This window comes from Thalassospira sp. CH_XMU1420-2, from assembly GCF_037029325.1.
Classification (GTDB): Bacteria; Pseudomonadota; Alphaproteobacteria; order Rhodospirillales; family Thalassospiraceae; genus Thalassospira; species Thalassospira povalilytica.
On record NZ_JAYMEG010000003.1, the window covers coordinates 714351 to 739866 of the forward strand.

Below are 25516 nucleotides of genomic sequence, written 5' to 3' on the forward strand. Positions count from 1 at the left end.
CTGTCATAATGCGCCGGTCTAGAGTGCATTCGCTGCCGTCAGGCAAAGGGGACAATTACATGGCGCAAGCGTCTTTCCGCAGAGTTTCAGTCTGCGCATTGGCACTGGGCTTTTCGATATTGATGCCAACAGGTCATCTGGCACAGGCCGCAGCAAACGAAGATAGCATTCTTCTGATGCAGCCGCCCTCGCCGACCTATTCGGCTGTCAGTCGCGCGCGTTTGAACGCATTCCTTGATGCCGTCGAAGATGGTCGTACCGAAAGCTTTGAAAAGCTTCTGCCCAATTTCGACGATCCGTTGCTGCAAAAGGCAGCCGAATGGATGTTGCTGACGTCGCCGAATTCCGGCCGCAGCTTTGAAGAAATTACAAATTTCATCGACACCCACCCGACCTGGCCAAGTCAGGCCCTGTTGCGTCAGCGTGCCGAAGAGGCAATGAATGACGCCGTGCCCGATGATGAAATTCTGGCATGGTTCAAACGGTCTGCCCCGGTTACGGCCGATGGTGCAACCCGCCAGATCAAGGCGCTTTTGGGCGCGGGTCAGGAATCGGCGGCCATTGCCCTTGTCCGGACCAGCTGGATCAACGAGAATTTCGGTCGCGGGCAGGAAAAAAGATTTCTGGACCGATATGGCAAATATATCGATCAGGAAACCCATCAGCAGCGTCTTGACCGTCTGTTGTGGGAAGGTCGCCTGACTACCGCGTCACGCACGATGAAATATGTCAGCAATGACTATCGCCTGCTGGCAGAAGCCCGCGCAGCCCTGCGCGCAATGACTGGCGGTGTCGATGCGGCCATCAATCGGGTTCCGAAGAAATATCAGAATGATCCGGGTCTGATTTATGAACGCGTGCGCTGGCGCCGGGTCAAGGACCGCGATCAGGAAGCCCGCGATCTGCTTTTGTCGCAGGCAAACGACCTTGCCTATATCTCGATCCGCCCGCAATACTGGTGGCTTGAAAAGGCCATTTTGGCGCGGCGTGCCTTGCAAAAGGGCCATATCACCGACGCCTATCGTCTGGTTGCCAATCACGGGCAAACCGATCCGGGCGATATTGCGGAAGCCGAATGGTATGCGGGCTGGATCGCGCTTGAATTTTTGGGCGATGCCGACATTGCACTGACCCATTTCCAAAATCTGTATGACGTCGTCCAATACCCGATCAGCCTATCGCGCGGGGCCTATTGGGCCGGTCGTGCCAATGCGGCGCTTGGCGATGAAAAACGGGCCAAGGAATGGTATGAACTCGCCGCCCAGCATGCGCACACATTCTATGGGCAGCTTGCCATTGATGCGCTTGGCCTGAAACCGTCCTATTCGGTTGAACAACCGGTGCCGACAGCGGAACAGCGCGCCGCATTTGAAAATCAGGAACTGGTTCAGGTCGTGCGCAAGCTTGGCGCCATCGGGCTTGGCAATATTATCCGGCCATTCATCATGGCGCTGGTCTATGAACATGACGAGCCGGAATACCTTGCGATGGCGACCGACCTTGCCCGCGAATATGGCCGTGCCGACCTTGGCATCATTGCCGCCAAGCGCAGCATTCGCACCGGCAGCGGTTATCTTGATGCCGCCTACCCGATCCATGAACAGGTGCCGCTTGGCCATGCGCCGGATCCGGCACTGGTTCATGCCATCATGCGTCAGGAAAGCCTGTTCAACCCGCAGGCCGTGTCATCCGCAGGTGCGCGTGGTTTGATGCAACTGATGCCGGCCACGGCCAAACGCATGGCAAAGTCGCTTGACCTTGAATATGAAACCGACCGGTTGACCGATGACCCGTCCTTCAACATCACATTGGGACGCGCCTATCTCAGCAGGCTTCTTGATCGTTGGGATGGCGCAGAGGCCCTTACGATTGCCAGCTACAATGCCGGTCCGACCCGTGTCCGCCAATGGATCAACGAATATGGTGATCCCCGTGATCCGGAAGTTGATCTGGTCGACTGGATCGAAATGATTCCCTATAGCGAAACCCGCAATTACGTACAGCGCGTAATGGAGGGAACCTATGTCTATCGTCGGCGTTTTGCCCGCGATGAGATTGCAATGGGTCAGAATGAGACACCCGGGCGGGATTGACCTGCCCGGGGCTTCATTTGCGCTTTTGGCCTGATTGCCCATATTTGATCAATACTGCTTGTCAGAAAAGGTCAGCAATATGTCCGAGAATGTACTGTCTTCCTGCCGCGCATTTGTTTTCGATGCATATGGAACGTTGTTTGATGTCGGTTCGGCGGTTGCGAAACTGCGTGATGCCGTCGGTGACGAGGCAGACCGCCTTTCCGCTTTATGGCGTCAGAAGCAACTTGAATATACCTGGCTTCGATCCCTGATGGGGGATTTTGCCGATTTCTGGACCGTGACAGGCGATGCGCTTGATTACGCGATGGACCAGACCGGCAAGAAAGATCCGGTTCTGCGCGCCAAACTGATGGAAACATACCTGTCGCTTGATACCTTTCCCGAGGTGGTCGAAACGCTCAACACCCTCAAGGCGCAGGGACACAAGCTTGCCATTCTGTCAAATGGCGCAAAACATATGCTGATTTCAGCTGCCAAATCGTCAGGAATTCTGTCGCTGTTTGACCAGATCATCTGTGTTGACGACCTGAAGACCTATAAACCCCATCCCGATGTTTACCAGCTGGCCGCAGACAAGCTTGAACTGGAGCCGGCCGAAATTTCGTTCCAGTCGTCAAATGGCTGGGATATTGCCGGGGCCGGGCATTTCGGTTTCCGCACCGCCTGGGTCAACAGAAGCAAGCAACCCAAAGAACGGCTGTCGCACGAGGCGGACGTGGTTTTGGGTGGTCTTGACGAATTGTTGCCGCTGTTGTCCAGCTCGGAAAAGGCATAGATCATGTGATGCGGCCCGGTAACCGGGCAAGTTTTGCAAATACAATTGAAAAAGGCAGGTCCAATCAGACCTGCCTTTTTGCGTATCTGTGTGGTTTTGCGATAACCGGACCCGTCATCGCGGCACCATCAGCACCATCTTTTTGATGATTATTTGTGTTCTTTTTTCACGTTGGCCGCAACGACCTGGCCGGCCTGAATGACGGTAAGACCGCCTTCTTCAGACACACCTTCAATACGACGGCAATGCCCTTCGATATGGGCGCCCGGTTCGATTGAAAGGCTTTCGTGAAGAATATCACCAATCATACGTGCGGTTTCAGACAGCGAAACATCGCGTGCACGGACCTGGCCGATAACCGCCCCGCAAATCCGGATCTTGTCAGCGACAATTTCGCCGCGCACTTCGCCATGCTGACCGATGGTAAGGGTACGGGTGCGAATGTCACCATTCACAGAACCGTCGACCTGAACATCCGATTCCGAGATCAGATCACCGGTAACCCGGAGATCCGCATTGATAATGGAAAGGCCACCCTTTTTTTCTGCAACCGGGTTGCCGCTTTTAGTTGTTTGTGTCGTCTTGCTCGTTTTTGAAAACATAACGTCCCGCCTCAATAAACTTTAGGGGATTGACCGGCTTGTCATGGACCAAAACCTCGTAGTGTACATGGCTGCCCGTGCTTCGTCCGGTACTTCCCATTAACGCTATTTGATCCTGGTAACGCACTTCGTCGCCCTTCTTGACGAGGACCTTAAATAAGTGTCCATAACGGGTTCTAATGCCGTTCCCGTGATCGAGTTCGACCATCTTCCCGTATTTTCCACTCCATCCTGCATGCACCACCTTACCCGGTGCAGTTGCCAGAATTGGTGTTCTGATCGGCCCGGCAAGATCAACACCGGAATGAAAAGCCCAGCGACCATTGATCGGGTCTTTTCGTTTACCGAACGAGCTCGAAAGATAATAAGACGCGGCAGGTTCCCCGATTGGCGTCTTTTTCAGTCTGTCATGCAGGTTGGCGAGTTGATCCATACGATCACTGAGCGCCATCGCCACATTTACAAATTCCTCGTCCTTGGGATGTTCAGGTTCGAACGCCACGAACGGACCACCGACCCCCGGCTCCTGGGGCTTCATCGGCGGAAGAATGAAGGTTTCCGGCTGCAAACCGGTCATTTCCAGAACGTTTTCCAGCTCAAGGATCGTGTTGTCGGCCGTTTCGGCGACACGCTGCATGGCCTGTTGCTGGACCGTGTGCAAATCGGCAATGCGTTGGCGCGCATCGCTGAGTTCACTTTGAAGTTTTTTGGACCGTTGCAGGGCTTGATCACGTTCACGCATCACACGCGACATGACGGTTTCAACGGTTTCGAGTTCATCGCGCAGCGCAAGGTTACGGTTGGTAATCCCGTCAATCTGCCCCTGAAGCGCGTTCATCTGGTTATCCATCGATGTGCGAAGGGCCGAAATCCGGACTTTTTCCTTCTCGCTGCTGGCGAGTTTGGAAGTGTAATCCTGTACCCGCGCCTGAAGCTGCAGGTTCTTTTCAGCCATCGACAGCAAATTGCGATGGGTATCTTCCATCTGTGCGGTGATTTCGCCGAAACGTCTTTGACTTTCGGTCACACGCGCAATCAGACGATTATAGGAAAGCTCGCTGCGGAAAAGCTGTTCCTCACGCGTTGCAAGACGCTGATCGAGGTACCAACTATAACCAGTTACACCCACCGACCAGATAATGGCCGCGGCTCCGAACGAAGCCAGCGCAAGCTGTCCATATTTTCCAAGACGAAGCTGGTAAACAGAATCATTGGACCGAACAAGAATTTGCCGGTCAGGAAACCATTTATCCACCAAGCGACGCATGCCTTGAAACGCCGACATATTCAGTGTCTAACCCCTAGTTGCCCGTATTCACGCCCGGGTATCCCGGTTGCGTAGAGTTTCTTTGACCCCGCCTGCGACTTATTAATCTTTTTCTTTACGCTACCTGTAACTTTGCACGCAGGCAAGTGTGTTAACACACCCTTAAGGGTAAAAATTTCACCGTGCGGGCACTTTGGTGTGTTACCTATGGCCATCTTTCACAGCTCATACGTATCTGATCCATGGCTTTTTCCCGTTTTCTGATCACATGTTTGGCAACCTGGTTCTATAGCGGCAAAAGCCCCAAGGCGCCGGGAACAGCCGGATCGTTTGCCGCCCTACCCTTTGGTTGGATGATCTGGATTTACGGCGGCAATGAGGCGCTGATTATCGCCAGCATCATTATTTTTGCGATCGGTATCTGGGTTGCCCATCAATACAGTCACTTGCTTGGCATTCATGATGCCGGTGAAATTGTAATTGACGAAGTCGTTGGCCAGTGGATGTGCCTGCTTGTCGTGCCATTGGCAGCCGACTGGATGGACATTGTGTGGCTTCTTGTGGCCTTTGTGGCGTTCCGTGCATTCGATGTGGCCAAGCCCTGGCCGATCCGCTGGGTCGACCGTCGGGTCGGTGGCGGTTTCGGCATCATGCTTGACGATGTTCTGGCCGGTATCTTTGCCATGATCGTGCTGGCGGGCGTGGTTTACCTGACGGGTGGATGAGTTATGCAAATCGATGAGGACATTCTTGCTGCGGCAAGCGCGCTGATTGCGAAATGCGCTGCAAATGGCGAAATGATTGCCACGGCCGAATCCTGTACCGGTGGTTTGATTACCGGGGCGCTGACCGGGGTGGATGGCAGCTCGTCCGTTGTTGATTGCGGGTTCGTAACCTATTCCAACGAAGCCAAACATGAACTGATTGGCGTAAAAACAGCGTTACTTGAACAACATGGCGCAGTTTCCGAACCGGTTGCACGCGCCATGTGCGAAGGCGCACTTGACCGTGCACCCAATGCCAGCATTGCTGTTTCAGTGACCGGCATTGCCGGCCCGGGCGGCGGAACGGCAACCAAGCCCGTCGGGCTGGTTCATTTTGGTTGTGTAGGCAAAGGACGCCAGACGGTTGCCTATCACGAAGTTTTTGCCGGTGACCGTCACGCTGTTCGCAAGGCCACAGTTCTTAAGGCATTTGCACTGATCGCCGAGATGATTGATCAGAAAAAGGGCCTGGGCGGTTAAAGCACCCTGCCCGGCCCTGTTAAAGCACGCCTTATCGCATTATCAGCTTTGCGAAGAACCGGTGTTCGGATCCCCATAGACTTCGCGGGCGCGATTTTCGAATGCGCCAACCATCAGCTTGACTGCTTCGTTAAAGACGACACCGATCATCTTTTGCAGCAATGCCGAGCGGAATTCGAAATCGACAAAGAAATCAAGCCAGGTCCCGCCATCTTCGTCTTCTTCGAATACCCAATGGTTATTGAGGTATTTGAACGGCCCTTGAAGATATTCGACATCAACGCGATGGGGGCGTTGAAGGGTGACTTTGGACGTGTATTTTTCGCGAAACATCTTGAAGCCGATAACAAGATCGGCCTGCAAGACATCGCCATCACGCTTGCGCACCCGTGATGCAACGCACCACGGCAGAAACTCGGAATAGGAATCGATATCCGCGACGAGTTCAAAGAGCTGTTCCGGCGTATAGGGCAGTTTCCTGCGCTCTGCATGCGTCGGCACTCGTATCTCCCCTTGTCGTCGCGCGTATCGTTTCAGGTTTACTGGGCAGCGACTTCTGCGCGTGCTGCCTTGGCTTTTGCTTCTTCTGCGGCGGCGAGTTTTTTCTCGCGGGCTTCACGCAGCTGTTCGAAGTCACGATCAGCGTGATAGCTCGAACGGGTCAGCGGCGTTGCCGACACCATCAGGAATCCCTTGCCGCGTGCCATCGACGCATATTCGTCAAACTCGTCCGGCGTGACAAAGCGATGCACCGGTTCGTGTTTCAGCGTCGGCTGAAGATACTGACCGATCGTAAGGAAATCGACATCCGCCACACGCAAGTCATCCATCACCTGTGCCAGTTCCTTGCGTTCTTCGCCAAGGCCAACCATCAGGCCGGATTTGGTGAAGATGGTCGGGTCAATCTGCTTGACGCGATCAAGGATACGCAGCGACTGGTAATAACGCGCGCCCGGACGGATGTTGGTGTAAAGACGCGGAACCGTTTCAAGGTTGTGGTTGAACACGTCCGGACGGGCCTTGGCGACAATTTCAACGGCACCTGGCTTGTCACGGAAGTCCGGCGTCAGAATTTCAATGGTGGTTTCCGGCGACTTGTAGCGGATGGCTTCGATCACGCGGGCAAAATGCGCCGCCCCGCCATCGGCAAGATCATCACGGTCAACCGAGGTGATGACAACATGCTTGAGCTGCATGTCGGCAACGGCCATTGCAAGGTTTTCCGGCTCGAACGGGTCAAGCGCGTTTGGCATGCCGGTCTTCACGTTACAGAACGAACATGCACGCGTGCAGGTATCGCCCATGATCATGAAGGATGCGTGCTTCTTCTGCCAGCATTCCCCGATATTCGGGCAAGCGGCTTCTTCGCAAACCGTATGAAGGTTCAGGCCACGCGCAAGTTCGCGGGTTTCCTGATAGCCCTTGGAGGTTGGCGCCTTGACGCGAATCCAGGACGGCTTGCGTCCGGAAGGACGATCAGGCCGTTTTTGTTTTTCCGGGTGACGAAGTGCTTTTGCTTCGTTGCGCGCCGTCGACATAGAGTTACCTCCGAAGGATTGGACGGGCGGCAATTTGCCGCCACGTCACGCATTTGTCAAACCGACATTCGTCAAAAATGGTCATACCGGGCATGTGCGCCCGGTAAAACGCAATATTTTAGAAGTGGATCGCACGCCCGTAAGCGTCAAGGACCGACTCATGCATCATTTCCGAAAGGGTCGGATGCGGGAAGACCGTATGCATCAGATCTTCTTCGGTCGTTTCAAGGCCCATCGCAACGACAAAGCCCTGGATCAGTTCGGTCACTTCGGCGCCAACCATGTGCGCACCAAGCAATTCACCGGTCTTGGCATCAAACACGGTTTTGACCAGACCTTCGGCCTCGCCCAATGCGACCGCCTTGCCATTGCCGATGAACGGGAATTTACCGACCTTGACGTCGTAACCCGCGTCCTTGGCCTTGGCTTCGGTCAGGCCGACACTTGCGACCTGCGGGTGGCAATAGGTGCAACCCGGGATCTTGAGCGGATCAATCGGATGGACATTTTTAACGCCCGCGATTTTTTCAACACAGATCACGCCTTCATGCTCGGCCTTGTGGGCAAGCATCGGCGGGCCGGCAACGTCACCGATGGCAAAGATGCCCGGTTCTGCCGTGCGGGAATATTCATCGGTGCCAATGACGTTGCGATCAACTTTGACCTTGGTGGTTTCAAGACCAAGATTTTCGGTATTGCCGATCACACCAACAGCCGAAATCACGCGATCAACGGTGAGTTCCTGTTTCTTGCCGTCTTTGGTTTCGACCGTCACAACAACATTGTCTGCATTGCGTTTGAGATTGGCGACCTTTGCTTCGGTCAGGATTTTCATCCCGTCCTTAGTCATCATCTTCTGAGCAAGGGCTGCGACTTCCTTGTCCTCGACCGGCATGATCTGCGGCATGATTTCAACCACGGTCACATCCGCACCCATGGTGTGATAGAAGCTGGCAAATTCGATCCCGATCGCACCCGAGCCGACAACAACAAGGCTTTTGGGCATTTTGTCAGGCGTCATCGCCTTTTTGTAGTCCCAAACAACTTTGCCATCGGCTTCGAGACCGGGCAACGAACGGGCGCGCGCACCGGTCGCGATGATGTAATTTTTCGCGGTATAAGTGCCGGCATCCTTGCCCGTTACAACGATCTTTTTTGGACCGTCAAACTTGGCTTCGCCGTTGATCACGGTGACCTTGTTCTTTTTCAGAAGATGACCAACGCCACCAGCAAGTTGCTTGGACACGCCGCGCGAACGCTGAATGACTGCATCAAGATCAAAGGACGGTTTTTCGCAGGACAGGCCATATTCCTTGGCGTGTTTCATGTTGCGATAAACTTCGGCCGAACGCAGCAGCGCCTTGGTCGGGATACAGCCCCAGTTCAGGCAAATGCCACCAAGATGTTCACGTTCAACAACGGCCGTTTTCAGGCCTAGCTGGGCAGAACGGATTGCGGTTACATAACCACCCGGACCTGCACCAATCACGATTACGTCGAAATTGCTATCCGCCATCGTAGGATCTCCTTCGCCTGCCCGTATCCGGTCACAGGTCTTAAAATTCAAATGCTTGCGGGGACTTTCGAAAGTCCCCGCGCAACTTTGGACCGTTAGAGCAGCATGCTCAGCGGGTCTTCAATCAGCTTTTTGAATTCGGCCATGAACTGGGCACCGACCGCACCATCGACCGCACGGTGGTCAACAGAAAGCGTGCAGCTCATGACGGTCGCGATGGCAAGTGCGCCATCCTTGACGACCGGGCGCTGTTCACCGGCACCAACGGCCAGAATGCAGCCCTGCGGCGGGTTGATGATGGCAGAAAATTCCTTGATGCCAAACATGCCAAGGTTGGAAACCGAGAAGGTCCCGCCCTGGTAATCTTCGGGCATCAGCTTGCCATCACGGGCCTTGCCAGCCAGTGCTTTCATCTCGGACGAGATTTCAGCAAGACCTTTGGAACCGGCATCACGGACAACCGGCGTGATCAGGCCACCATCAATGGCAACCGCCACCGAGATATCCTGTTTCTTGCACTGAAGGGTCGCCTTGTCGGTCCAGATGGAGTTGGCAGCCGGGACTTTCTTAAGCGCCAGCGACACCGCACGAATGACAAAGTCATTGACCGAAATCTTGACGCCGTCGCCGGCCTTTTCATTCAGCTGCTTGCGGGTTGCCAACAGATTGTCGAGTTCGCAATCGACCGTAAGGTAGAAATGCGGAACCTGCTGTTTGGATTCCGTCAGACGACGCGCGATGGTTTTGCGCATGCCGCTGTTCGGGATTTCCTCGTATTCCGGCAAACCGGTAAGATCCGGGTTCCAGCCCGAAGCGACCGGTGCGGCTGCCGCAGCCGGTGCAGACGGTGCTGCTTTTTCAGTGGATGTGGATTCTGCTGCCGGTTTTGCCGATTTGGCGGCTTCGACATCGCGTTTGACGATACGGCCACGCGGGCCTGAACCGGTCACCGCGGCAAGATCAACACCGTCATTGGCGGCAATGCGACGCGCAAGCGGGCTTGCCTTGATCCGATCACCACCCGAAACCGGTGCGGCCGGGGCCGGGCTGGCTTTTGCTGGTGCATCTGACTGGGCCGGTGCCGACGAAGATGCGGGTTCGGACGGCGCTTCGGCCGCCGGGGCTGCACCCGCAGCAGACGTATCGGCACCATCAAGCGCGCTTTCGTCTTCGTCTTCTTCAAGCAGAAGCGCGATGACTTCGTTTACAGCAACGCCTTCGCTGCCTTCGGCAACAAGGATTTTACCGATCTTGCCTTCGTCGACGGCTTCGACTTCCATCGTGGCTTTGTCGGTTTCGATTTCTGCGATGACATCGCCCGATTCAACGGTGTCACCTTCCTTGACGTGCCATTTTGCCAAGGTGCCTTCGGTCATGGTCGGCGACAGGGCCGGCATCAATACTTTTACAGGCATGAACACATTCTCCCGGTAACGGGGCGGCGCACATTGGACGGCACCTGCCCCTGTCCGTATCACTTAGCGATAGCAAACGGCCTTGGCCGCATCGACGATGTGCTGCTCTTGCGGAAGCGCAAGCGCTTCGAGATTTGCAGCATACGGCATCGGAACATCTTCGCCGGTCACGCGGGCAACCGGTGCATCGAGATAGTCAAAGGCATGTTCCATGACCACAGATGCGATTTCCGAACCGATACCGGCGAAGTGCCAGCCTTCTTCACAGGTAACAAGACGGTTGGTCTTCATTACCGAGCGAATGATGGTGTTCACATCGAGCGGACGAATGGTACGCAAGTTGATGACCTCGGCCGAGATGCCCTGCTCTGCCAGCTGTTCAGCCGCCTTGAGCGCCTTGCCAACCATGATCGAGAAAGCAACGATGGTGACATCGGTCCCTTCGCGTTCGATTTTGGCCTGGCCGATCGGCAGAACGAAATCGTCATCGTCAGGAACTTCGAAGCTTTGACCATACATGATTTCGTTTTCAAGGAAGACGATCGGGTTCGGATCACGGATCGCGGCCTTAAGAAGGCCTTTTGCGTCAGCTGCCGACCACGGTGCAATCACCTTGAGACCCGGGCAATGTGCATACCAGGATGCATAGCACTGCGAGTGCTGTGCGCCAACACGGGCAGCAGCACCGTTCGGACCGCGGAAGACGATCGGGCAACCAAGCTGGCCACCGGACATGTAAAGTGTCTTGGCCGCAGAGTTGATGATGTGGTCAATGGCCTGCATGGCGAAGTTGAATGTCATGAATTCAACAATCGGCTTGAGGCCCATGAATGCCGCACCCGTTGCCATACCGGTAAAACCGATTTCGGTAATCGGGGTATCGACAACACGGCGGTCACCGAATTCGTCAAGCAGCCCCTGGGTGACTTTGTAGGCACCCTGATACTGTGCGACTTCTTCCCCCATGACGAAGACGTTTTCGTCACCGCGCATTTCTTCGGCCATTGCATCACGCAGGGCTTCACGAACGGTCTGGGTTTTAAAGCTGGTATAGGTCTTTTCGTCCTGGGTCGCGTTCATCACGCTCATGGCGCGCGGCTCGGCGTCAGAACGTTCGATTGCGCCGCTGGCCGCAACCGGTGCGGCACTTGCCGTGCTTGCAGCGGGTGCTGATTCTTCGGCCGGTGCAGCCGGTTTTTCTTCGGCAGCCGGTGCAGCGCCGCCAGACGATGCAGAAACGTTATCAAGCGCGGATGCGTCTTCGCCTTCTTCGAGGATATAGGCGATAACAGCATTCACTGCGACATTTTCAGTACCTTCGGCGATGACGATCTTGCCCACAGTACCTTCATCGACAGCTTCGACTTCCATCGTTGCTTTGTCGGTTTCGATTTCTGCGATGACGTCACCGGATGCGATCGTGTCGCCTTCCTTGACGTTCCATTTGGCAAGCGTGCCTTCGGTCATGGTCGGCGACAGGGCCGGCATCAAAACTTCAATCGGCATTGTTCCCTCTCTCCCGGGAAAAATCGGTCAAAAGCGGTTCGCGAAAGTCGCGATCACGCGTCGATCAGAATATCGGTGAACAGTTCAGAAACATCCGGTTCCGGGCTGTTCTGCGCGAACTCGGCCGCTTTTGCGACTTCGGCTTTCACTTCCTTGTCGATATCCTTAAGGCCAGCTTCGTCGATGATATTGCCATCGATCAGCAGCTTTTTGACCATATCGATCGGGTCGTGTTCCTTGCGCATCTTGTCGAGTTCGTCCTTGGTGCGATATTTCGCCGGGTCCGACATCGAGTGACCGCGATAGCGGTATGTTTTCAGCTCAAGGATATAAGGGCCTTTGCCTTCGCGGCAGTGTGCAACGGCACGTTCACCGGCTTCCTTGACCGCGAGAACGTCCATGCCATCGACCTGTTCGCCCGGAATGCCATAGGCCATACCGCGCTGATAAAGATCCGGACTGGACGAGTGACGCTGGGTCGAGGTGCCCATGGCGTACTGGTTGTTCTCGATGCAATAAACCACCGGAAGCTGCCAGAGAGCGGCCATGTTAAAGGCTTCATAGACCTGACCCTGGTTGACGGCACCGTCACCAAGATAAGTCAGGCAAACACGGTCTTCACCGCGATATTTGTAATTGAAGGCAATACCGGTCCCCAGCGGCACCTGGCCACCGACGATCCCGTGGCCGCCATAGAAGTTCTTTTCTTTGGAGAACATGTGCATGGAGCCGCCTTTACCGCGGGAATAACCGCCTTCGCGGCCCGTCAGTTCGGCCATAACCCCACCGGCATCCATGCCGCAAGCCAGCATGTGGCCGTGATCACGGTAACTGGTGATCACACCATCATCACCCGTGATGGCAGACTGCATGCCGACAACAACGGCTTCCTGCCCGATATACAGGTGACAGAAGCCACCAATAAGACCCATGCCATACAACTGACCGGCTTTTTCTTCAAAGCGGCGGATCAGCAGCATTTCACGGTAATATTTGAGGAGATCGTCACTGCTCGCCTGGTTGTCGGCGCGCGTAGTGGCGCGTTTGCGTTTCGTGGTCGCCATGTTTCCTCCCGGTGGATGGCTATCGCTTAAGCATCATGTATGAGCGCTTAATTCGGTACTGGACCACCGAAATGACTACCTAAAACGACCTCCAAGGGCAAGCAATCAAACGCCGAATAAACTGTTGTTTTGCAACGCACAATCACAAATAAACTTGATTTCAGTTAATTTGTGCATTTTGGCAAATATACAGAGATTGAGTATTTTCAGCGACTTGGGCGAATGCGTTAAATTTCGTTCATTCCCCTGTGTCACAAATGCTATGCTTTTATGACGATAATACCGCATAGCCGTTCTAGATCGAAAACAACCCAAAGAATGCATTCATTATCAATGCAATCAACCGATCCGGCCAGTTTTCCGACTATAAACCAGAAGTCAGTTTAAACAATACCTTACCGGCAAACGATCATTGCTGACCAGATTTCACAACCAGGAATTTCTTTGATTTTTGATGTGACAGCGCGCCGCAACGGCCAATTGCCCCGCCCAAACACGGGATACCATGCCCCCGGATTCTCTGGGCGGATGCGACCCGCAGTTCGGGAACAGATCAGTTGGTGTGGGCAGCGATGGTGGTCATGTCCTGATAACCGTCATGATGAAAGATGATGACGTCATCGGGATGTGCGGCATTCAACATCGCACGCGCGCGTTCATCGAGAAGATCGGGATCAAGATGATTGGCGCGCAAGGAAATGACATGTTGTTCAAGCTTTTTGCGGCGCTCGGTCGTTTCATCAAGCACCTTGGCAATTTCGGTCACCCGGTCCTGCATCGACCAGTAGGTCAGCAGACCACGTTCACCTTCCACACTGTGAAAGATGAAATATGCCATGACTGTAAATGCGATGACCGGCGCGACTGCCTGTTGCAGACGACGAAAAACCGGTGAGTGTGACGACATTTACCCTTGCCCCTTGCGCGGAAACGCGACTTTGACCGCATCACTGACCATTTTGAAACCAAAACAAGAAAACAACATACGTCATTTCCATTTGTCTTCAGAAACTTGCCTTAGAACAAAGTCATAGATCGGCCAATATTACGCACCAAGTAACACAGACATTGGTAAAAATAGCGTTAAACGGCACCCTCAAGCACCGCAATTTACGGTCAATCAGATAGTTCTGATTTACTGTTTTCCACTGTCAGTCAGCCCGCAAAACGCCATCGAAACGAAAAACGGGATGCACCAGCACATGGCGCATCCCGCAGAAATCCGGTGATATGAAATCACCCGTTCCGGTTATTTCAGGATCGAACGACCCGGATAGTAGGCACCGGCATCAAGCATCTCTTCGATGCGGATCAGCTGGTTGTATTTTGCCATACGGTCAGAACGCGACAGCGAACCGGTTTTGATCTGACCACAGTTGGTCGCAACAGCAAGATCAGCAATGGTCGAATCTTCGGTTTCGCCCGAACGGTGCGACATGACCGCGGTGTAACCGGCACGATGAGCCATTTCGACAGCTTCCAGCGTTTCAGAAAGCGTACCGATCTGGTTCACCTTGACCAGGATCGAGTTGGCCACGCCTTTTTTGATGCCATCAGCCAGACGTTTCGGGTTGGTGACAAACAGGTCATCACCGACAAGCTGGGTCTTGGCACCAATGGCGGCCGTCAGTTCAGCCCAGCCATCCCAGTCGTCTTCGGCCATACCGTCTTCGATCGAGAAGATCGGGTATTTGCCAACAAGGTCGGCCCAATATTTTACCATGCCGCTGGAATCAAGGGTCTTGCCCTCGCCCGCCAGAACATATTTGCCGTCTTTGTAGAATTCGGTCGATGCCGCATCAAGGGCCAGAACGACGTCTTCTTCCGGGCGGTAGCCGGCAGCTTCGATCGATTTCATGACATAGCTGATGGCAGCTTCGGTCGATGCGATGTTCGGCGCAAAGCCGCCCTCGTCACCGACGTTGGTGTTCAGACCATCTGCCGACAGTGCCTTTTTCAGGTTGTGGAAGATTTCCGCACCCATGCGGATCGCGTCAGAACCGGTCTCTGCCGACACCGGCATGATCATGAATTCCTGAACATCGATCGGGTTATCGGCGTGCTCGCCACCGTTGATGATGTTCATCATCGGGACCGGAAGCGTACGGGCAAAGGCACCACCAACATAACGGTAAAGCGGAAGACCTGCGTCCTCAGCAGCCGCCTTTGCGGTCGCAAGTGAAACACCAAGAATGGCATTGGCACCCAGACGGGACTTGTTATCCGTGCCGTCGAGTTCGATCATGACATTGTCGACAGCAACCTGGTCTTCGGCATCCATGCCGACAAGCGCTTCGAAAATCTCACCATTGACCGAAGCAACAGCCTTGGTCACGCCTTTGCCAAGATAACGGTCTTCCTTGTCGCGAAGTTCAACAGCCTCGTGGGCACCGGTGGATGCACCCGACGGAACGGCTGCACGACCAAAGGCGCCATTTTCCAGAGTTACATCAACTTCGACCGTCGGGTTACCACGGCTGTCAAGGATTTCGCGGCCGCGAATATCGATAATAGCGGTCATGACAGAAACGTTCTCCTCACTGGTAGGAACCATGCCTTTTTGTCAGGCATGCAGGTTACAGCAAAAAAGAATGCCGCCAATGACGATTGGCGGCATTTGAAAATCATGCGTCAAACATATCCAGACGAACCGGATTGGCTTTTGCCACTTTGTCCAGTTCCATCAGGACCGAAAGAACTTCGGGTAATTTGTTCAACGGGATTTGGTTCGGGCCATCCGAAATGGCCGTTGCCGGATTATCGTGGGTTTCGATAAACAGTGCTGCGATACCAACCGAAACGGCTGCGCGGGCCAGAACCGGCGCGAATTCACGCTGGCCGCCGGACGACGTGCCCTGCCCGCCTGGCTGCTGAACCGAATGGGTTGCATCGAAAACAACTGGATAGCCCTGACGGGCCATGGTGGGAAGTCCGCGGAAGTCCGTGACAAGCGTGTTATAGCCAAAGCTGGTCCCACGATCACAGAGCATAATATTGTCATTGCCGGTCGCGGCAAGATTGTTCGCCACATTGGCCATGTCCCAAGGTGCCAGGAACTGGCCCTTTTTGACATTGACCGCACGACCGGTTTTGCCCGCCGCCTGCAACAGATCCGCCTGACGGCACAGGAATGCCGGGATCTGAAGAATATCGGCAACTTCGGCAACCGCCGCACACTGGTCCGGCAAATGCACATCCGTCACGATCGGAAGACCGGTGACCGATTTGACCTCTGCCAGGATATCAAGACCTTCGGACAGACCTACACCGCGCTTGGATGTGGTGCTGGTGCGGTTCGCCTTGTCAAACGAGCTTTTGTAAACCAGACCGATGCCGAGCCCTTCGGACAGTTCCTTAAGGGCTGCGGACATTTCGAGTGCATGTTGACGGCTTTCGATCGCGCACGGCCCGGCCAGAACGGCAAAGGGCTTGTCATTGGCGATTTCGATATTGCCGACTTTGACAGTTTTAATTTCGGTCATTGCGATGACTTTCATTCAAGCATTCGGCCATTCACGCATACAGCACGCGGCCATTCGCGCAATCAGACTGCGTGTCAATTATACCAGACGGCTGCGCTCTTTGGCGGCCTTGATATAAGACACGAACAGCGGATGCGGGTCGAGCGGACGCGAACGCAGTTCCGGGTGGAACTGGACACCGATGAACCACGGATGATCCGGGTATTCAACGATTTCCGGCAAACGACCATCCGGCGACAAGCCCGAGAATTTAAGACCTTTTTCCTCAAGCTGCGACATGAAGTTTACGTTAACTTCATAGCGATGGCGGTGACGTTCCAGAACGGTTTCACTGCCATAGATGTCGCGTGCACGGGTGCCGTCAACCAGCTTGCACTCATAATTGCCCAGACGCATGGTGCCGCCAAGATCATCTTCGCCGGTACGACGTTCAACCGAACCGCCATCCTTTGCCCATTCGGTCATCAGACCAACAAGCGGGGTTTTGGTCGGGCCGAATTCGGACGAAGATGCGTCCTTGAGACCGGCAAGGTTGCGGGCTGCTTCCAGAACAGCCATCTGCATGCCAAAGCAGATGCCGAAATACGGCACCTTGTTTTCACGGGCGTAGCGTGCTGCGGCAATCTTGCCTTCTGCGCCACGTTCGCCAAAGCCGCCCGGAACCATGATCGCATCAAGCTTGGACAGGATTTCGTTGACGTTGCCTTCTTTTTCCAGCTCGTCAGACGCAATCCATTCCAGATTGACGCGGACCTTGTTGGCGATACCGCCATGGGTCAGGGCTTCGGTCAGGGATTTGTAGGCATCGGGAAGCTGGATGTATTTGCCAACGATACCGATGGTGACCTCACCTTCCGGGTTGCGGATGGTGTTGCAGATGTTTTCCCACGGTGCCAGATCCGGGTCCTGGGCCTGAAGACCGAAGTGATGGAGAACTTCGCTATCAAGACCATACTGGTGATAGCTGATCGGCACCTGATAGATGTTATCGACATCATAGGCCGGAATGACTGCTGCTTCGCGGACATTACAGAAACGCGCGATCTTGCGGCGTTCATTGATCGGAATTTCACGATCACAACGGCAAAGCAGAATATCAGGCTGAATACCGACACTTTGCAGTTCCTTGACGGAATGCTGGGTCGGTTTGGTTTTCAGCTCGCCAGCGGTCGAGATATAGGGCACCAGGGTAAGATGCATGAACAGCGTGCGACCATCACCAAGGTCGTTGCCCATCTGACGGATCGCTTCAAGGAATGGCAGACTTTCAATGTCGCCAACCGTGCCGCCGATTTCGACAAGCACAAAATCCTCGGTCGCGTCAGACTGAACGAATTCCTTGATCGCATCGGTGATGTGCGGAATGACCTGGACGGTCCCGCCAAGATAATCACCGCGGCGTTCGCGGGCGATCACGTTCGAATAGATGCGCCCGGTGGTCACGTTGTCGGAACGGCGCGAAGAAACGCCGGTAAAACGTTCATAGTGACCAAGATCAAGGTCGGTCTCGGCACCGTCTTCGGTCACATAGCATTCGCCATGCTGGTACGGGCTCATGGTGCCCGGATCAACGTTGATATACGGATCAAGCTTGCGCAGACGAACTGTAAAGCCGCGTGCCTGTAACGAAGCACCCAAAGCAGCGGAAGCCAGGCCCTTGCCCAGCGAAGAAACAACGCCACCGGTAATAAAGATATAACGAGTCATTTCTTTGCCTCATCTCAAAGCACAAAGCCTCGGTTCAATGCCGTTTAGTGCATCACGAACCGGGGAATACAACAATCAAAAATTGAGGCGGCAAGTTTGCCGCCTCGTGTCGTCGGTTAATTTGTTTAGCGGGTCGGAGCCGCGGGCCCGGTATCCTCGGCGGGTTCAGTAACCGCCGGGGCCGAAGCCGGTGCCTGTTCCAGAATGGAAGCTGGCTTGGTGTGGCTGTTGGACTGCAGTGCAAGAATGATGCTGGTGATCATGAATGCACCTGCCAGAATCGCAGTGGTACGGGTCAGCAGGTTCGCAGCGCCGCGTGAACTCATCACGCCGAAGCCACCGCCTCCGCCGCCGCTGTTACCGCCGATACCAAGCCCACCGCCCTCGCTGCGCTGCACGAGAATGACGGCAATCAAGCCAAGCGCAAGAAGAAGGTGGATTACCAGAATGACTGTTTGCATGGTCTCGAAACTCTTGTCCTAACTTCCGATCCGAACGCAATTTGGCCCGGATCGGGCATAAATTTGATGCGTATTTAACGCGTTTTATGGCTGTTGGCTAGGCGCAAGTTTCAATAATTTTCCAAAAATCTTCAAGCTTGAGGCTCGCCCCGCCGACAAGCGCGCCATCGACATCTTCAAGGGCAAGCAATTCCGCCGCATTGGACGGCTTGACCGAACCACCGTAAAGAATCCGGAATTCGTTCCCATCGGCAAAGCGTTTGACAAGCTCGGCACGGATCGCGGTGTGAACTTCGGCGACTTCGGCAACACTTGCGGTGCGTCCGGTTCCGATTGCCCAGACCGGCTCATAGGCGATCACGGTATTCTTTGCGGTTGCCCCGTCCGGAACCGAAACAGCCACCTGCCCGTTTACAACAGACAGGGTCGCACCAAGATCGCGTTCCTGTTCGGTTTCACCGACACAAACAACAGCAACCAGATCGGCATCATGTGCGGCGATGGCCTTGCGACGGATATCCGTCGAACTTTCACCATGATCAGCACGACGTTCCGAATGACCGACCAGAACATACCCAGCACCGATATCAGCCAACATGGGTGCAGCAATATCACCGGTATGCGCACCCGATACGGCTGCGTGGCAATCCTGGCCACCAACGCCAACTGCACTATCCTTGGTGACGCCAACCACATCAGACAGCAGTGTCGCGGGCGGACAAACAAGAATATCGCAGCCCAGAGTTCCCTTTTCGGATGCCTTTGCAGCAAGTCCGGATGCCAGCGCAAGACCATCCGCACGCAAACAGTTCATTTTCCAGTTTCCGGCGATCAGGGGACGGCGTTGGGTCATGGGAAGCTACCTCGTGCTGGTCGATTTCAGATAAATTCCTTTGATAACAATTCGATATTGCATCAATGGCAATCGTTACGAATTGTTACAGGATCAATTTCGAAGCGGCTTTTAGCATGTCCACCGCACCGGGCCAAGTCCCGGAAAACACGCGTTCATGCATTTCGTTTGGAATTGCAATGATCTTCTATGCAATCGGCTGTTGCCGCTGTTACCTCTCGCCATTAAGATGCCCGGCAATTTCGTCGGGATTTGCGTCCCTGGGCGATCATAATTAAAAGCTGTCGATACATTATATCGACACCAAACCACGAATTGTTAGGCTTATCATATGCTTGCTGGCATTCGCACATTTTCGAAATCAATCTTTGCCAAAGTGATCTTTGGCGTGATTGCACTGAGCTTCGTTATCTGGGGCCTGAACGCATCGATGCTGAATCTTGGCACATCGCGTGAAGTTGCCGAAATCGGCAGCCAGAAGATCACCCCGGTCGAACTGGAACGCGCCTTCCAGCGCAGCGTGCAGAATATGCGAAATGTATTCGGCCCGAATTTCAACCAGCAACAAGCTGTCCAGATGGGTCTTCTGAACAATACGGTTCAGTCGCTTGTCTCGCAGAAGGTGCTGCGTGAAGACGCCAAGGATATGGGGATCGGCATCAGCGACGATAAAGTCCGCGATACCATCTTTGCGTCGGACAACTTCAAGGACCCGACCACCGGCCAGTTCAGCCGCGACCGTTTCCTTCAGGCTCTTTACACTGCGGGCTACACCGAACAGGAATTCATCGAAGGTGTTCGTGGTGATCTGATGAGCCAGCAGGTTGTCGGCAGCCTGACCGGCACGGCGGCTGTTCCTGAAATGCTGGCAAAGCAGATTGTTGCCTATCGTAATGAACAGCGTCGCGGGTCGTTCTTTGCCCTGAATGGTGCAGAGTTCGATGATATCGCCGTTGCAGATGACGCCACCCTTCGCAAATTCCACGAAGACAATGCAGCGCAGTTCACGGCACCGGAAAGCCGTGATGTAACGCTTGCAACGCTGAGTGCTGCGGACCTGATTGCGACGGTCACTGTTACCGAAGACGAAATCGCGGAGTCCTACAAGCAGCGCGAAGCCGAATTCCAGACCCCGGAAAAGCGCGTTGTCGAGCAAATCCTGTTTGCGCCGGGTGATGAACAGTCCGCACGCGAAGCTTACAAAAGCCTTCAGGGCGGTGCCGATTTCATGGAAACGGCCAAGGAAGCCGGCATGGATGAGTCGATGGTCAAGCTTGGCGAATTCACCGCCAACGACATTTTGCCTGACCTGAGTGCAGCGACCTTTGCCCTGCCGGAAGGCGGTTTCTCCGAACCAGTTGAAACAGCACTTGGCTGGCATATCCTGCGTGTGACCTCGGTAACGCCGGGCAGCGTTCAGTCGCTTGACGAAGTCCGCGACGAGATTGTCGACGGCATCAAACAGTTCAAGGCCGAAGACGCGATCTATGATCTGGCGGCCAATTTTGACGAAGAACTGGGTGCTGGCACCCCGATCGAAGACGCTGCACGCGATGTCGGTGCAAAGACCTACAAGCTTAACGGTATTGTCCGTGGCGAAGGTCTTGCCGGCGAAAACATCGACGGGGCTGACGAGATCAATGAAAAGATCTTCGAGCTTGAAAACGGCGAGGAAAGCTTCCTTGAAGAAACCGCATCGGGCACCCGTTATGTTGTCCGGGTTGAAAATGTAACGCCGTCGGCACTGCGCCCGTTCGAAGATGTCCGCGAAGATGTCATTGCCGCCTGGAAGTCCGAAGAACGCCAGAAACTGATGGTTGCCAAGGCCGAAGAACTTGCCAACAGCGTCAACACATCGGGTGCCGACCTTTCAGCAGTTGCATCGGAAAATGGCGCATCGGTCAAGGAAAGCGGCCTGACCAAGCGGACCGGACAGGGCCTTGGTGCCGATGTCAATCCGGCGGTTGCAGCAGCCCTCTTCACGCTTGAAGACGGCAAGGCCAAGGCGATCCAGACCGGTGAAGACGTCCTGGTTGTGCGTCTTGACGAAATCAAGCAAGCCAATGTCGAAACCGCTGATGCCCAGCCGGTCAATGATGAACTCAAACAGGCAATCAATGAAGATATCCTGTCGCAGTATCTTGACTATCTGCGTGATGAAATCTCGGTCACGGTCAATAACAGCGTGATCAACGGGCTTTACGCCCCGTCCGCTGCAAACTGACAGCCACACAAAAGGGCGACCGGTTGATCCGGTCGCCCTTTTTCTTTTATGACATTTACGACCAAGACCAACATTTGGATAGACCATGGAAATCAAACCGGATTTCAACAGCTTCAAGCAAAATTACGATAACGGCGTCTCACAGGTTCTTTGGACCGCGTTGACAGCAGATCTGGATACGCCGGTTTCGGCTTTCCTCAAGATCGCCGAAGGCATGCCCAATACCTATTTGCTTGAATCTGTTGAAGGCGGCGCTGTTCGCGGTCGGTATTCGTTTCTGGGCCTTAGACCCGACCTGATCTGGCGGTGTTTTGGCAACAAGGCCGAACTGAACCGCCGTGCGATGGCTGATGCCGACGCCTTCGTCGACGAAGGCGAAGCCCCGCTTGAAAGCCTGAAAAAGCTGATTGCCGAAAGCCATATCGAACTGCCCGACAGCCTGCCGCCAATGAGTGCTGGTCTGGTTGGCTATATGGGCTATGACACAGTGCGCCTGATGGAAAAGCTGCCAGACAGCAACAAGGATGAACTTGGCGTACCTGATGGCATTTTCATTCGCCCTACCGTCACGGCAAGCTTTGACACCATCGAAGATACTGTAACCGTCGTCACCCCGGTCCGCCCGGAAGACGGCATTGATGCCAATGCGGCTTATGATCTGGCCTGTGCGCGTCTGAATGACGTGGTCATGCAGTTCCAGCGCAATCTGTTCATCGATCGCCGTTCCAAATCCGTGCCCGATACCCTGCCCGATCCGAAGGTCAGCGTGGATGAAGCCGGATTTTATGACATGGTAGACAAGGCCAAGGAATATATCCGGGCTGGCGATATTTTCCAGGTGGTGCTGTCGCAACGCTATACGCTGCCCTATCAGTTGCCGCCTTTTGCGTTTTATCGTGCGCTGCGCCGGATCAACCCGTCACCTTTCATGTTCTATCTTGATATTGGTGGTTTCCAGGTGGTCGGCGCCAGCCCGGAAATTCTGGTGCGCCTGCGCGACGGCGAAGTCACCATTCGCCCGATTGCCGGTACACGCCGGCGCGGCAAAACGCCAGAAGACGACAAGGTCATGGCCCAGGACCTTCTGGATGATCCGAAAGAACGATCCGAGCATTTGATGTTGCTTGATCTTGGTCGCAATGATGTCGGCCGCGTGTCGAAACCGGGCACAGTGCGCGTCACGGATCGCGAACAGATCGAATATTATTCCCACGTCATGCATATCGTTTCCAATGTCGTCGGTCAGATTGACGAAACGAAATATGACGCGATGGATGCGCTCAAGGCCGGCTTCCCGGCCGGAACCGTATCGGGTGCCCCCAAAGTTCGGGCCATGGAAATCATTGATGAACTGGAATCGGTACGGCGCGGTATTTATGCCGGATGTATCGGCTATATCTCGGCCGACGGATCAATGGATACCTGTATCGCGCTGCGCACCGCCGTCATCAAGGACGAGAAAATCCATATTCAGGCTGGTGCTGGGATCGTCGTCGACAGCAAACCGGAACTTGAACACAAGGAATGCCGCAACAAGGCTGGCGCACTGATGGCCGCGGCCCGCGAAGCATACCGATTTGCGTAATATCCAAACTGATCAAATACCAAAGGGCCGCAATCATTTGCGGCCCCTTTTATGTCTGCATTTTTCAGAATATTGAACTAACCGGTTACGCTTTGTGATGACCGGCGCAAGATATCCGTGACCGGTACAAGCACAAAGCCGCGTGCTTCGATTTCGGGTATCCATTTTTGAAGGGCACTGATCGTCAGGTCACGGGGATGACCAATGGCAATCGCATATCCCTGTTTGGCAGCTACACGTTCGGTGCGCGCAAGCATTTCTGCGATTTTTTCCGCATCATCCGCATCATCGATGAAAACGTCACGTGTGATGGCGGGAACGCCGAATTTGTTGGCGGTCGAATAGCCGACCGATGTGGCGCTTGTACGCGAATCAAGGAACATCAATCCGCGCGACTTCATGACTTCCATCACGATCTGCATCCGTTCCGGATCGGATGTGAATTTGCTGCCCATATGGTTGTTCACACCGACATAACCGTCAAACCGGTCAAGCATCCAGTTCATTTCACTGAGGATTTTTTGACGATCATAGGTCGCAAGCAGCGCGTGCGGCCCCGGATCCACCGCAGCAGATGACGGTTCCATCGGCATGTGAAGCATGACCTCGTGCCCGGCAGTGCGTGCGGCATTGACTTGCGGCTGCAAATCGCGAGCATAGGGCAAATAGGAAATCGTGATCGGTCCGGGCAGTTTGACCGTGCGCGCGGTGCGCGGCTGGTCCAGACCGGCATCATCAATCACGATTGCAATGACCGGTTTCTGCCCGGCATCGGGGGCAAGGGCCGCAAATTTGCGCCAGGGCACAGAATTGTCTGTCGGCGTAGCAGTTGTCAGCGCCGGGCTATCCGTACCGCTTTCACCAGGCAAGACCGATGTTTTGGAGTCTGGTTTCGGGTTTTCGACGAAATCGGACAGGTTTTGCCCACCCTGCCCCTGATTTTTGGTCTGATTTGCCGTCTGGCGCCCGTTTTCATCAATCAGATAGCCTGTACGCCCCTGAATACCCGAGGGCGGTGTGTCGGGAAGCTGATAATCCTTGCGCAGCATCGGCTTTGTTTCGGGTGCCGCAAGTGTGTAGTCGGGTGCACGTTGATCGGATGCACGGCCGAACTCGTCGGACGCCCGGTCAAGTTCAAGCATGCTGCCAACGGCAATAATGGCCGACAGCGTTCCCGCAACAAAGGCACCCCCCAGCATCAGGCGGCCAATGCCACCCGATTTCTTTTTCGGTGCAGCTTTTTTGCGGTTGGATTTTTTGGGTGCCGCCTTTTTTCGTTTGGCGGTCGTTGCCCGGCGTGCCACGCGGTGGTCTCCAGTATCGTTTTCTGGGTCGCTCGTCGGCTCTGCGAAGATGACCTTCGCAGCTCCTTCCCATATGGTGATTATAGACCGATCATGTCGGATATTGTCGGGATGTTTTAAATCGGTGCTGGTTAGCACCGGGTTAAGAGATCCTTTATGCGCGGGCGACAACAACCGGCTGTAGGAAAAAACCCTTACCCTGCTTCCGCTTGACGTAGCGGCAAGGGCGTTTATTCTCTGCCGACCTTCATGTGCACAGGCGCCTTTTCCGATGTATCTCCTCATCGATAATTACGACAGCTTCACATTCAATTTGTGGCATTATCTGCGCGAACTCGGCCCCGAGGTCGAAGTGCGCCGCAATGATGAGATTTCCGTTGAAGATGCGCTTGCTCTCAAGCCCGAAGGCATTGTGATTTCACCTGGCCCCTGTGATCCCGAACGCGCGGGTATCTGTCTTGATCTGATCAGGGAAGCAGCCGGCCAAGTCAAACTTCTGGGCGTGTGCCTTGGCCATCAATCGATTGGTCAGGCTTTTGGCGGCAAGGTTGTTCGCGCCCCCGAATGCATGCATGGCAAAACCGATGCCATGAACCATTCAGGCGCCAGCGTCTTTGCCGGTCTTCCAAGCCCGTTTGAAGCAACGCGTTATCATTCTTTGGTGATTGAACGCGAAACTTTGCCTGACAGTCTTGAAATCACGGCCGAAAGCGCGGATGGTCTGATCATGGGCGTTCGGCACAAAACCCATCAGATACATGGCGTTCAGTTCCATCCCGAAAGCATCGCATCGGAACATGGCCACGCATTGTTAAAGAATTTTATCGACTTTACCGGCGCCTGAAACCACACCGGACCGCAAACCGAGGAAACCCGA

22 protein-coding genes are annotated in these 25516 nt (G+C 54.5%); 7 read left to right on the forward strand and 15 right to left on the reverse strand.

From position 1 onward, the window contains the following. Positions 1-59 precede the first annotated feature (59 nt). Together WA429_RS13030 and WA429_RS13035 are read left to right on the forward strand one after the other, a co-directional pair. Positions 60-2093, forward strand: a complete 2034-nt coding sequence (locus tag WA429_RS13030) for a lytic transglycosylase domain-containing protein (protein ID WP_287464972.1) — start codon at positions 60-62, stop codon at positions 2091-2093. Positions 2094-2172: 79 nt separating this feature from the next. Further along, a complete protein-coding gene (locus tag WA429_RS13035; RefSeq protein ID WP_287464970.1) occupies positions 2173-2871 on the forward strand; it encodes a haloacid dehalogenase type II in 699 nt (232 codons plus the stop codon). 149 nt (positions 2872-3020) lie between these two features. Here WA429_RS13035 and WA429_RS13040 read toward each other — a convergent pair whose 3' ends face one another. Together WA429_RS13040 and WA429_RS13045 are read right to left on the reverse strand one after the other, a co-directional pair. Continuing rightward, positions 3021-3473, reverse strand: coding sequence for a bactofilin family protein (locus WA429_RS13040; protein ID WP_068518973.1), 453 nt, complete (start codon positions 3471-3473; stop codon positions 3021-3023). Then, positions 3436-4740, reverse strand: a complete 1305-nt coding sequence (locus WA429_RS13045) for a M23 family metallopeptidase (RefSeq protein WP_250283667.1) — start codon at positions 4738-4740, stop codon at positions 3436-3438. Before WA429_RS13045 ends, WA429_RS13040 begins: the two co-directional genes overlap by 38 nt. 242 nt (positions 4741-4982) lie before the next feature. On the opposite strand from WA429_RS13045, the gene WA429_RS13050 reads away from it, so the two are divergent. Both WA429_RS13050 and WA429_RS13055 read left to right on the forward strand, forming a co-directional pair. Then, entirely contained in the window at positions 4983-5465 is a 483-nt protein-coding gene (locus tag WA429_RS13050) for a phosphatidylglycerophosphatase A family protein (RefSeq protein WP_068518970.1), read from the forward strand. 3 nt (positions 5466-5468) lie between these two features. Beyond that, on the forward strand, positions 5469-5984 hold the full coding sequence (locus WA429_RS13055; RefSeq protein WP_287464968.1) for a CinA family protein: 516 nt from the start codon (positions 5469-5471) through the stop codon (positions 5982-5984). 42 nt (positions 5985-6026) lie between these two features. Here the strand turns inward: WA429_RS13055 and WA429_RS13060 are convergent, their stop codons facing one another. The 12 genes from WA429_RS13060 to tpiA all read right to left on the reverse strand — a co-directional run bounded on the left by WA429_RS13060 (position 6027) and on the right by tpiA (position 19526). After that, positions 6027-6485, reverse strand: a complete 459-nt coding sequence (locus WA429_RS13060) for a type II toxin-antitoxin system RatA family toxin (protein WP_068518968.1) — start codon at positions 6483-6485, stop codon at positions 6027-6029. Positions 6486-6523: 38 nt separating this feature from the next. After that, on the reverse strand, positions 6524-7522 hold the full coding sequence (gene lipA / locus WA429_RS13065; RefSeq protein ID WP_068518967.1) for a lipoyl synthase: 999 nt from the start codon (positions 7520-7522) through the stop codon (positions 6524-6526). A gap of 118 nt (positions 7523-7640) precedes the next feature. Continuing rightward, the gene (lpdA, locus tag WA429_RS13070) at positions 7641-9038 is read right to left on the reverse strand and encodes a dihydrolipoyl dehydrogenase (RefSeq protein WP_068518966.1); all 1398 of its coding nucleotides are present in this window, start codon (positions 9036-9038) and stop codon (positions 7641-7643) included. Positions 9039-9133: 95 nt separating this feature from the next. Continuing rightward, complete coding sequence (locus WA429_RS13075) at positions 9134-10453, reverse strand: pyruvate dehydrogenase complex dihydrolipoamide acetyltransferase (protein ID WP_287464965.1); 1320 nt, start codon at positions 10451-10453, stop codon at positions 9134-9136. Positions 10454-10516: 63 nt separating this feature from the next. After that, positions 10517-11959, reverse strand: a complete 1443-nt coding sequence (locus tag WA429_RS13080; protein WP_206927663.1) for a pyruvate dehydrogenase complex E1 component subunit beta — start codon at positions 11957-11959, stop codon at positions 10517-10519. A 53-nt stretch (positions 11960-12012) separates the two neighbouring features. Next, the gene (pdhA, locus tag WA429_RS13085) at positions 12013-13023 is read right to left on the reverse strand and encodes a pyruvate dehydrogenase (acetyl-transferring) E1 component subunit alpha (RefSeq protein WP_068518963.1); all 1011 of its coding nucleotides are present in this window, start codon (positions 13021-13023) and stop codon (positions 12013-12015) included. A 553-nt stretch (positions 13024-13576) separates the two neighbouring features. Then, positions 13577-13930, reverse strand: coding sequence for an FtsB family cell division protein (locus WA429_RS13090; protein ID WP_068518962.1), 354 nt, complete (start codon positions 13928-13930; stop codon positions 13577-13579). Between the two features lie 342 nt (positions 13931-14272). Further along, positions 14273-15544, reverse strand: a complete 1272-nt coding sequence (eno, locus tag WA429_RS13095; RefSeq protein ID WP_068518961.1) for a phosphopyruvate hydratase — start codon at positions 15542-15544, stop codon at positions 14273-14275. 103 nt (positions 15545-15647) lie between these two features. After that, positions 15648-16505 carry a 3-deoxy-8-phosphooctulonate synthase gene (gene kdsA, locus WA429_RS13100; protein WP_068518960.1) on the reverse strand — a complete coding sequence of 286 codons (858 nt, stop codon included), beginning with the start codon at positions 16503-16505 and terminating at the stop codon, positions 15648-15650. A gap of 78 nt (positions 16506-16583) precedes the next feature. Beyond that, positions 16584-18212: a CTP synthase gene (locus WA429_RS13105; RefSeq protein WP_068518959.1), complete on the reverse strand. Its 1629-nt coding sequence runs from the start codon at positions 18210-18212 to the stop codon at positions 16584-16586. A 125-nt stretch (positions 18213-18337) separates the two neighbouring features. After that, complete coding sequence (gene secG / locus WA429_RS13110) at positions 18338-18673, reverse strand: preprotein translocase subunit SecG (protein ID WP_068518958.1); 336 nt, start codon at positions 18671-18673, stop codon at positions 18338-18340. A gap of 97 nt (positions 18674-18770) precedes the next feature. Next, positions 18771-19526, reverse strand: coding sequence for a triose-phosphate isomerase (gene tpiA, locus WA429_RS13115; RefSeq protein ID WP_101246304.1), 756 nt, complete (start codon positions 19524-19526; stop codon positions 18771-18773). A 331-nt stretch (positions 19527-19857) separates the two neighbouring features. Between tpiA and WA429_RS13120 the strand changes: the two genes are divergently transcribed. Beyond that, a complete protein-coding gene (locus tag WA429_RS13120) occupies positions 19858-21750 on the forward strand; it encodes a peptidyl-prolyl cis-trans isomerase (protein ID WP_228195559.1) in 1893 nt (630 codons plus the stop codon). Positions 21751-21835: 85 nt separating this feature from the next. Next, the gene (trpE, locus tag WA429_RS13125; RefSeq protein WP_287464961.1) at positions 21836-23335 is read left to right on the forward strand and encodes an anthranilate synthase component I; all 1500 of its coding nucleotides are present in this window, start codon (positions 21836-21838) and stop codon (positions 23333-23335) included. Between the two features lie 77 nt (positions 23336-23412). Here the strand turns inward: trpE and WA429_RS13130 are convergent, their stop codons facing one another. Continuing rightward, positions 23413-24639, reverse strand: a complete 1227-nt coding sequence (locus WA429_RS13130) for a divergent polysaccharide deacetylase family protein (protein WP_287464960.1) — start codon at positions 24637-24639, stop codon at positions 23413-23415. A 271-nt stretch (positions 24640-24910) separates the two neighbouring features. Here WA429_RS13130 and WA429_RS13135 point away from each other — a divergent pair, with 271 nt between their 5' ends. After that, positions 24911-25483: an anthranilate synthase component II gene (locus WA429_RS13135; protein WP_287464959.1), complete on the forward strand. Its 573-nt coding sequence runs from the start codon at positions 24911-24913 to the stop codon at positions 25481-25483. Positions 25484-25516: the final 33 nt, after the last annotated feature.

Excerpts from the sequence above, each read along its gene's own strand:
- lpdA (WP_068518966.1), bottom strand. The coding sequence starts at position 9,038 with ATGGCGGATAGCAATTTCGACGTAATCGTGATTGGTGCAGGTCCGGGT.
- WA429_RS13105 (WP_068518959.1), bottom strand. The coding sequence starts at position 18,212 with ATGACTCGTTATATCTTTATTACCGGTGGCGTTGTTTCTTCGCTGGGC.
- kdsA (WP_068518960.1), bottom strand. The coding sequence starts at position 16,505 with ATGACCGAAATTAAAACTGTCAAAGTCGGCAATATCGAAATCGCCAAT.
- WA429_RS13090 (WP_068518962.1), bottom strand. The coding sequence starts at position 13,930 with ATGTCGTCACACTCACCGGTTTTTCGTCGTCTGCAACAGGCAGTCGCG.
- WA429_RS13045 (WP_250283667.1), bottom strand. The coding sequence starts at position 4,740 with ATGCGTCGCTTGGTGGATAAATGGTTTCCTGACCGGCAAATTCTTGTT.
- WA429_RS13135 (WP_287464959.1), top strand. The coding sequence starts at position 24,911 with ATGTATCTCCTCATCGATAATTACGACAGCTTCACATTCAATTTGTGG.
- WA429_RS13080 (WP_206927663.1), bottom strand. The coding sequence starts at position 11,959 with ATGCCGATTGAAGTTTTGATGCCGGCCCTGTCGCCGACCATGACCGAA.
- WA429_RS13040 (WP_068518973.1), bottom strand. The coding sequence starts at position 3,473 with ATGTTTTCAAAAACGAGCAAGACGACACAAACAACTAAAAGCGGCAAC.
- tpiA (WP_101246304.1), bottom strand. The coding sequence starts at position 19,526 with ATGACCCAACGCCGTCCCCTGATCGCCGGAAACTGGAAAATGAACTGT.
- eno (WP_068518961.1), bottom strand. The coding sequence starts at position 15,544 with ATGACCGCTATTATCGATATTCGCGGCCGCGAAATCCTTGACAGCCGT.
- WA429_RS13050 (WP_068518970.1), top strand. The coding sequence starts at position 4,983 with ATGGCTTTTTCCCGTTTTCTGATCACATGTTTGGCAACCTGGTTCTAT.
- secG (WP_068518958.1), bottom strand. The coding sequence starts at position 18,673 with ATGCAAACAGTCATTCTGGTAATCCACCTTCTTCTTGCGCTTGGCTTG.
- WA429_RS13120 (WP_228195559.1), top strand. The coding sequence starts at position 19,858 with ATGCTTGCTGGCATTCGCACATTTTCGAAATCAATCTTTGCCAAAGTG.
- lipA (WP_068518967.1), bottom strand. The coding sequence starts at position 7,522 with ATGTCGACGGCGCGCAACGAAGCAAAAGCACTTCGTCACCCGGAAAAA.
- WA429_RS13030 (WP_287464972.1), top strand. The coding sequence starts at position 60 with ATGGCGCAAGCGTCTTTCCGCAGAGTTTCAGTCTGCGCATTGGCACTG.
- pdhA (WP_068518963.1), bottom strand. The coding sequence starts at position 13,023 with ATGGCGACCACGAAACGCAAACGCGCCACTACGCGCGCCGACAACCAG.
- WA429_RS13055 (WP_287464968.1), top strand. The coding sequence starts at position 5,469 with ATGCAAATCGATGAGGACATTCTTGCTGCGGCAAGCGCGCTGATTGCG.
- WA429_RS13035 (WP_287464970.1), top strand. The coding sequence starts at position 2,173 with ATGTCCGAGAATGTACTGTCTTCCTGCCGCGCATTTGTTTTCGATGCA.
- WA429_RS13075 (WP_287464965.1), bottom strand. The coding sequence starts at position 10,453 with ATGCCTGTAAAAGTATTGATGCCGGCCCTGTCGCCGACCATGACCGAA.
- trpE (WP_287464961.1), top strand. The coding sequence starts at position 21,836 with ATGGAAATCAAACCGGATTTCAACAGCTTCAAGCAAAATTACGATAAC.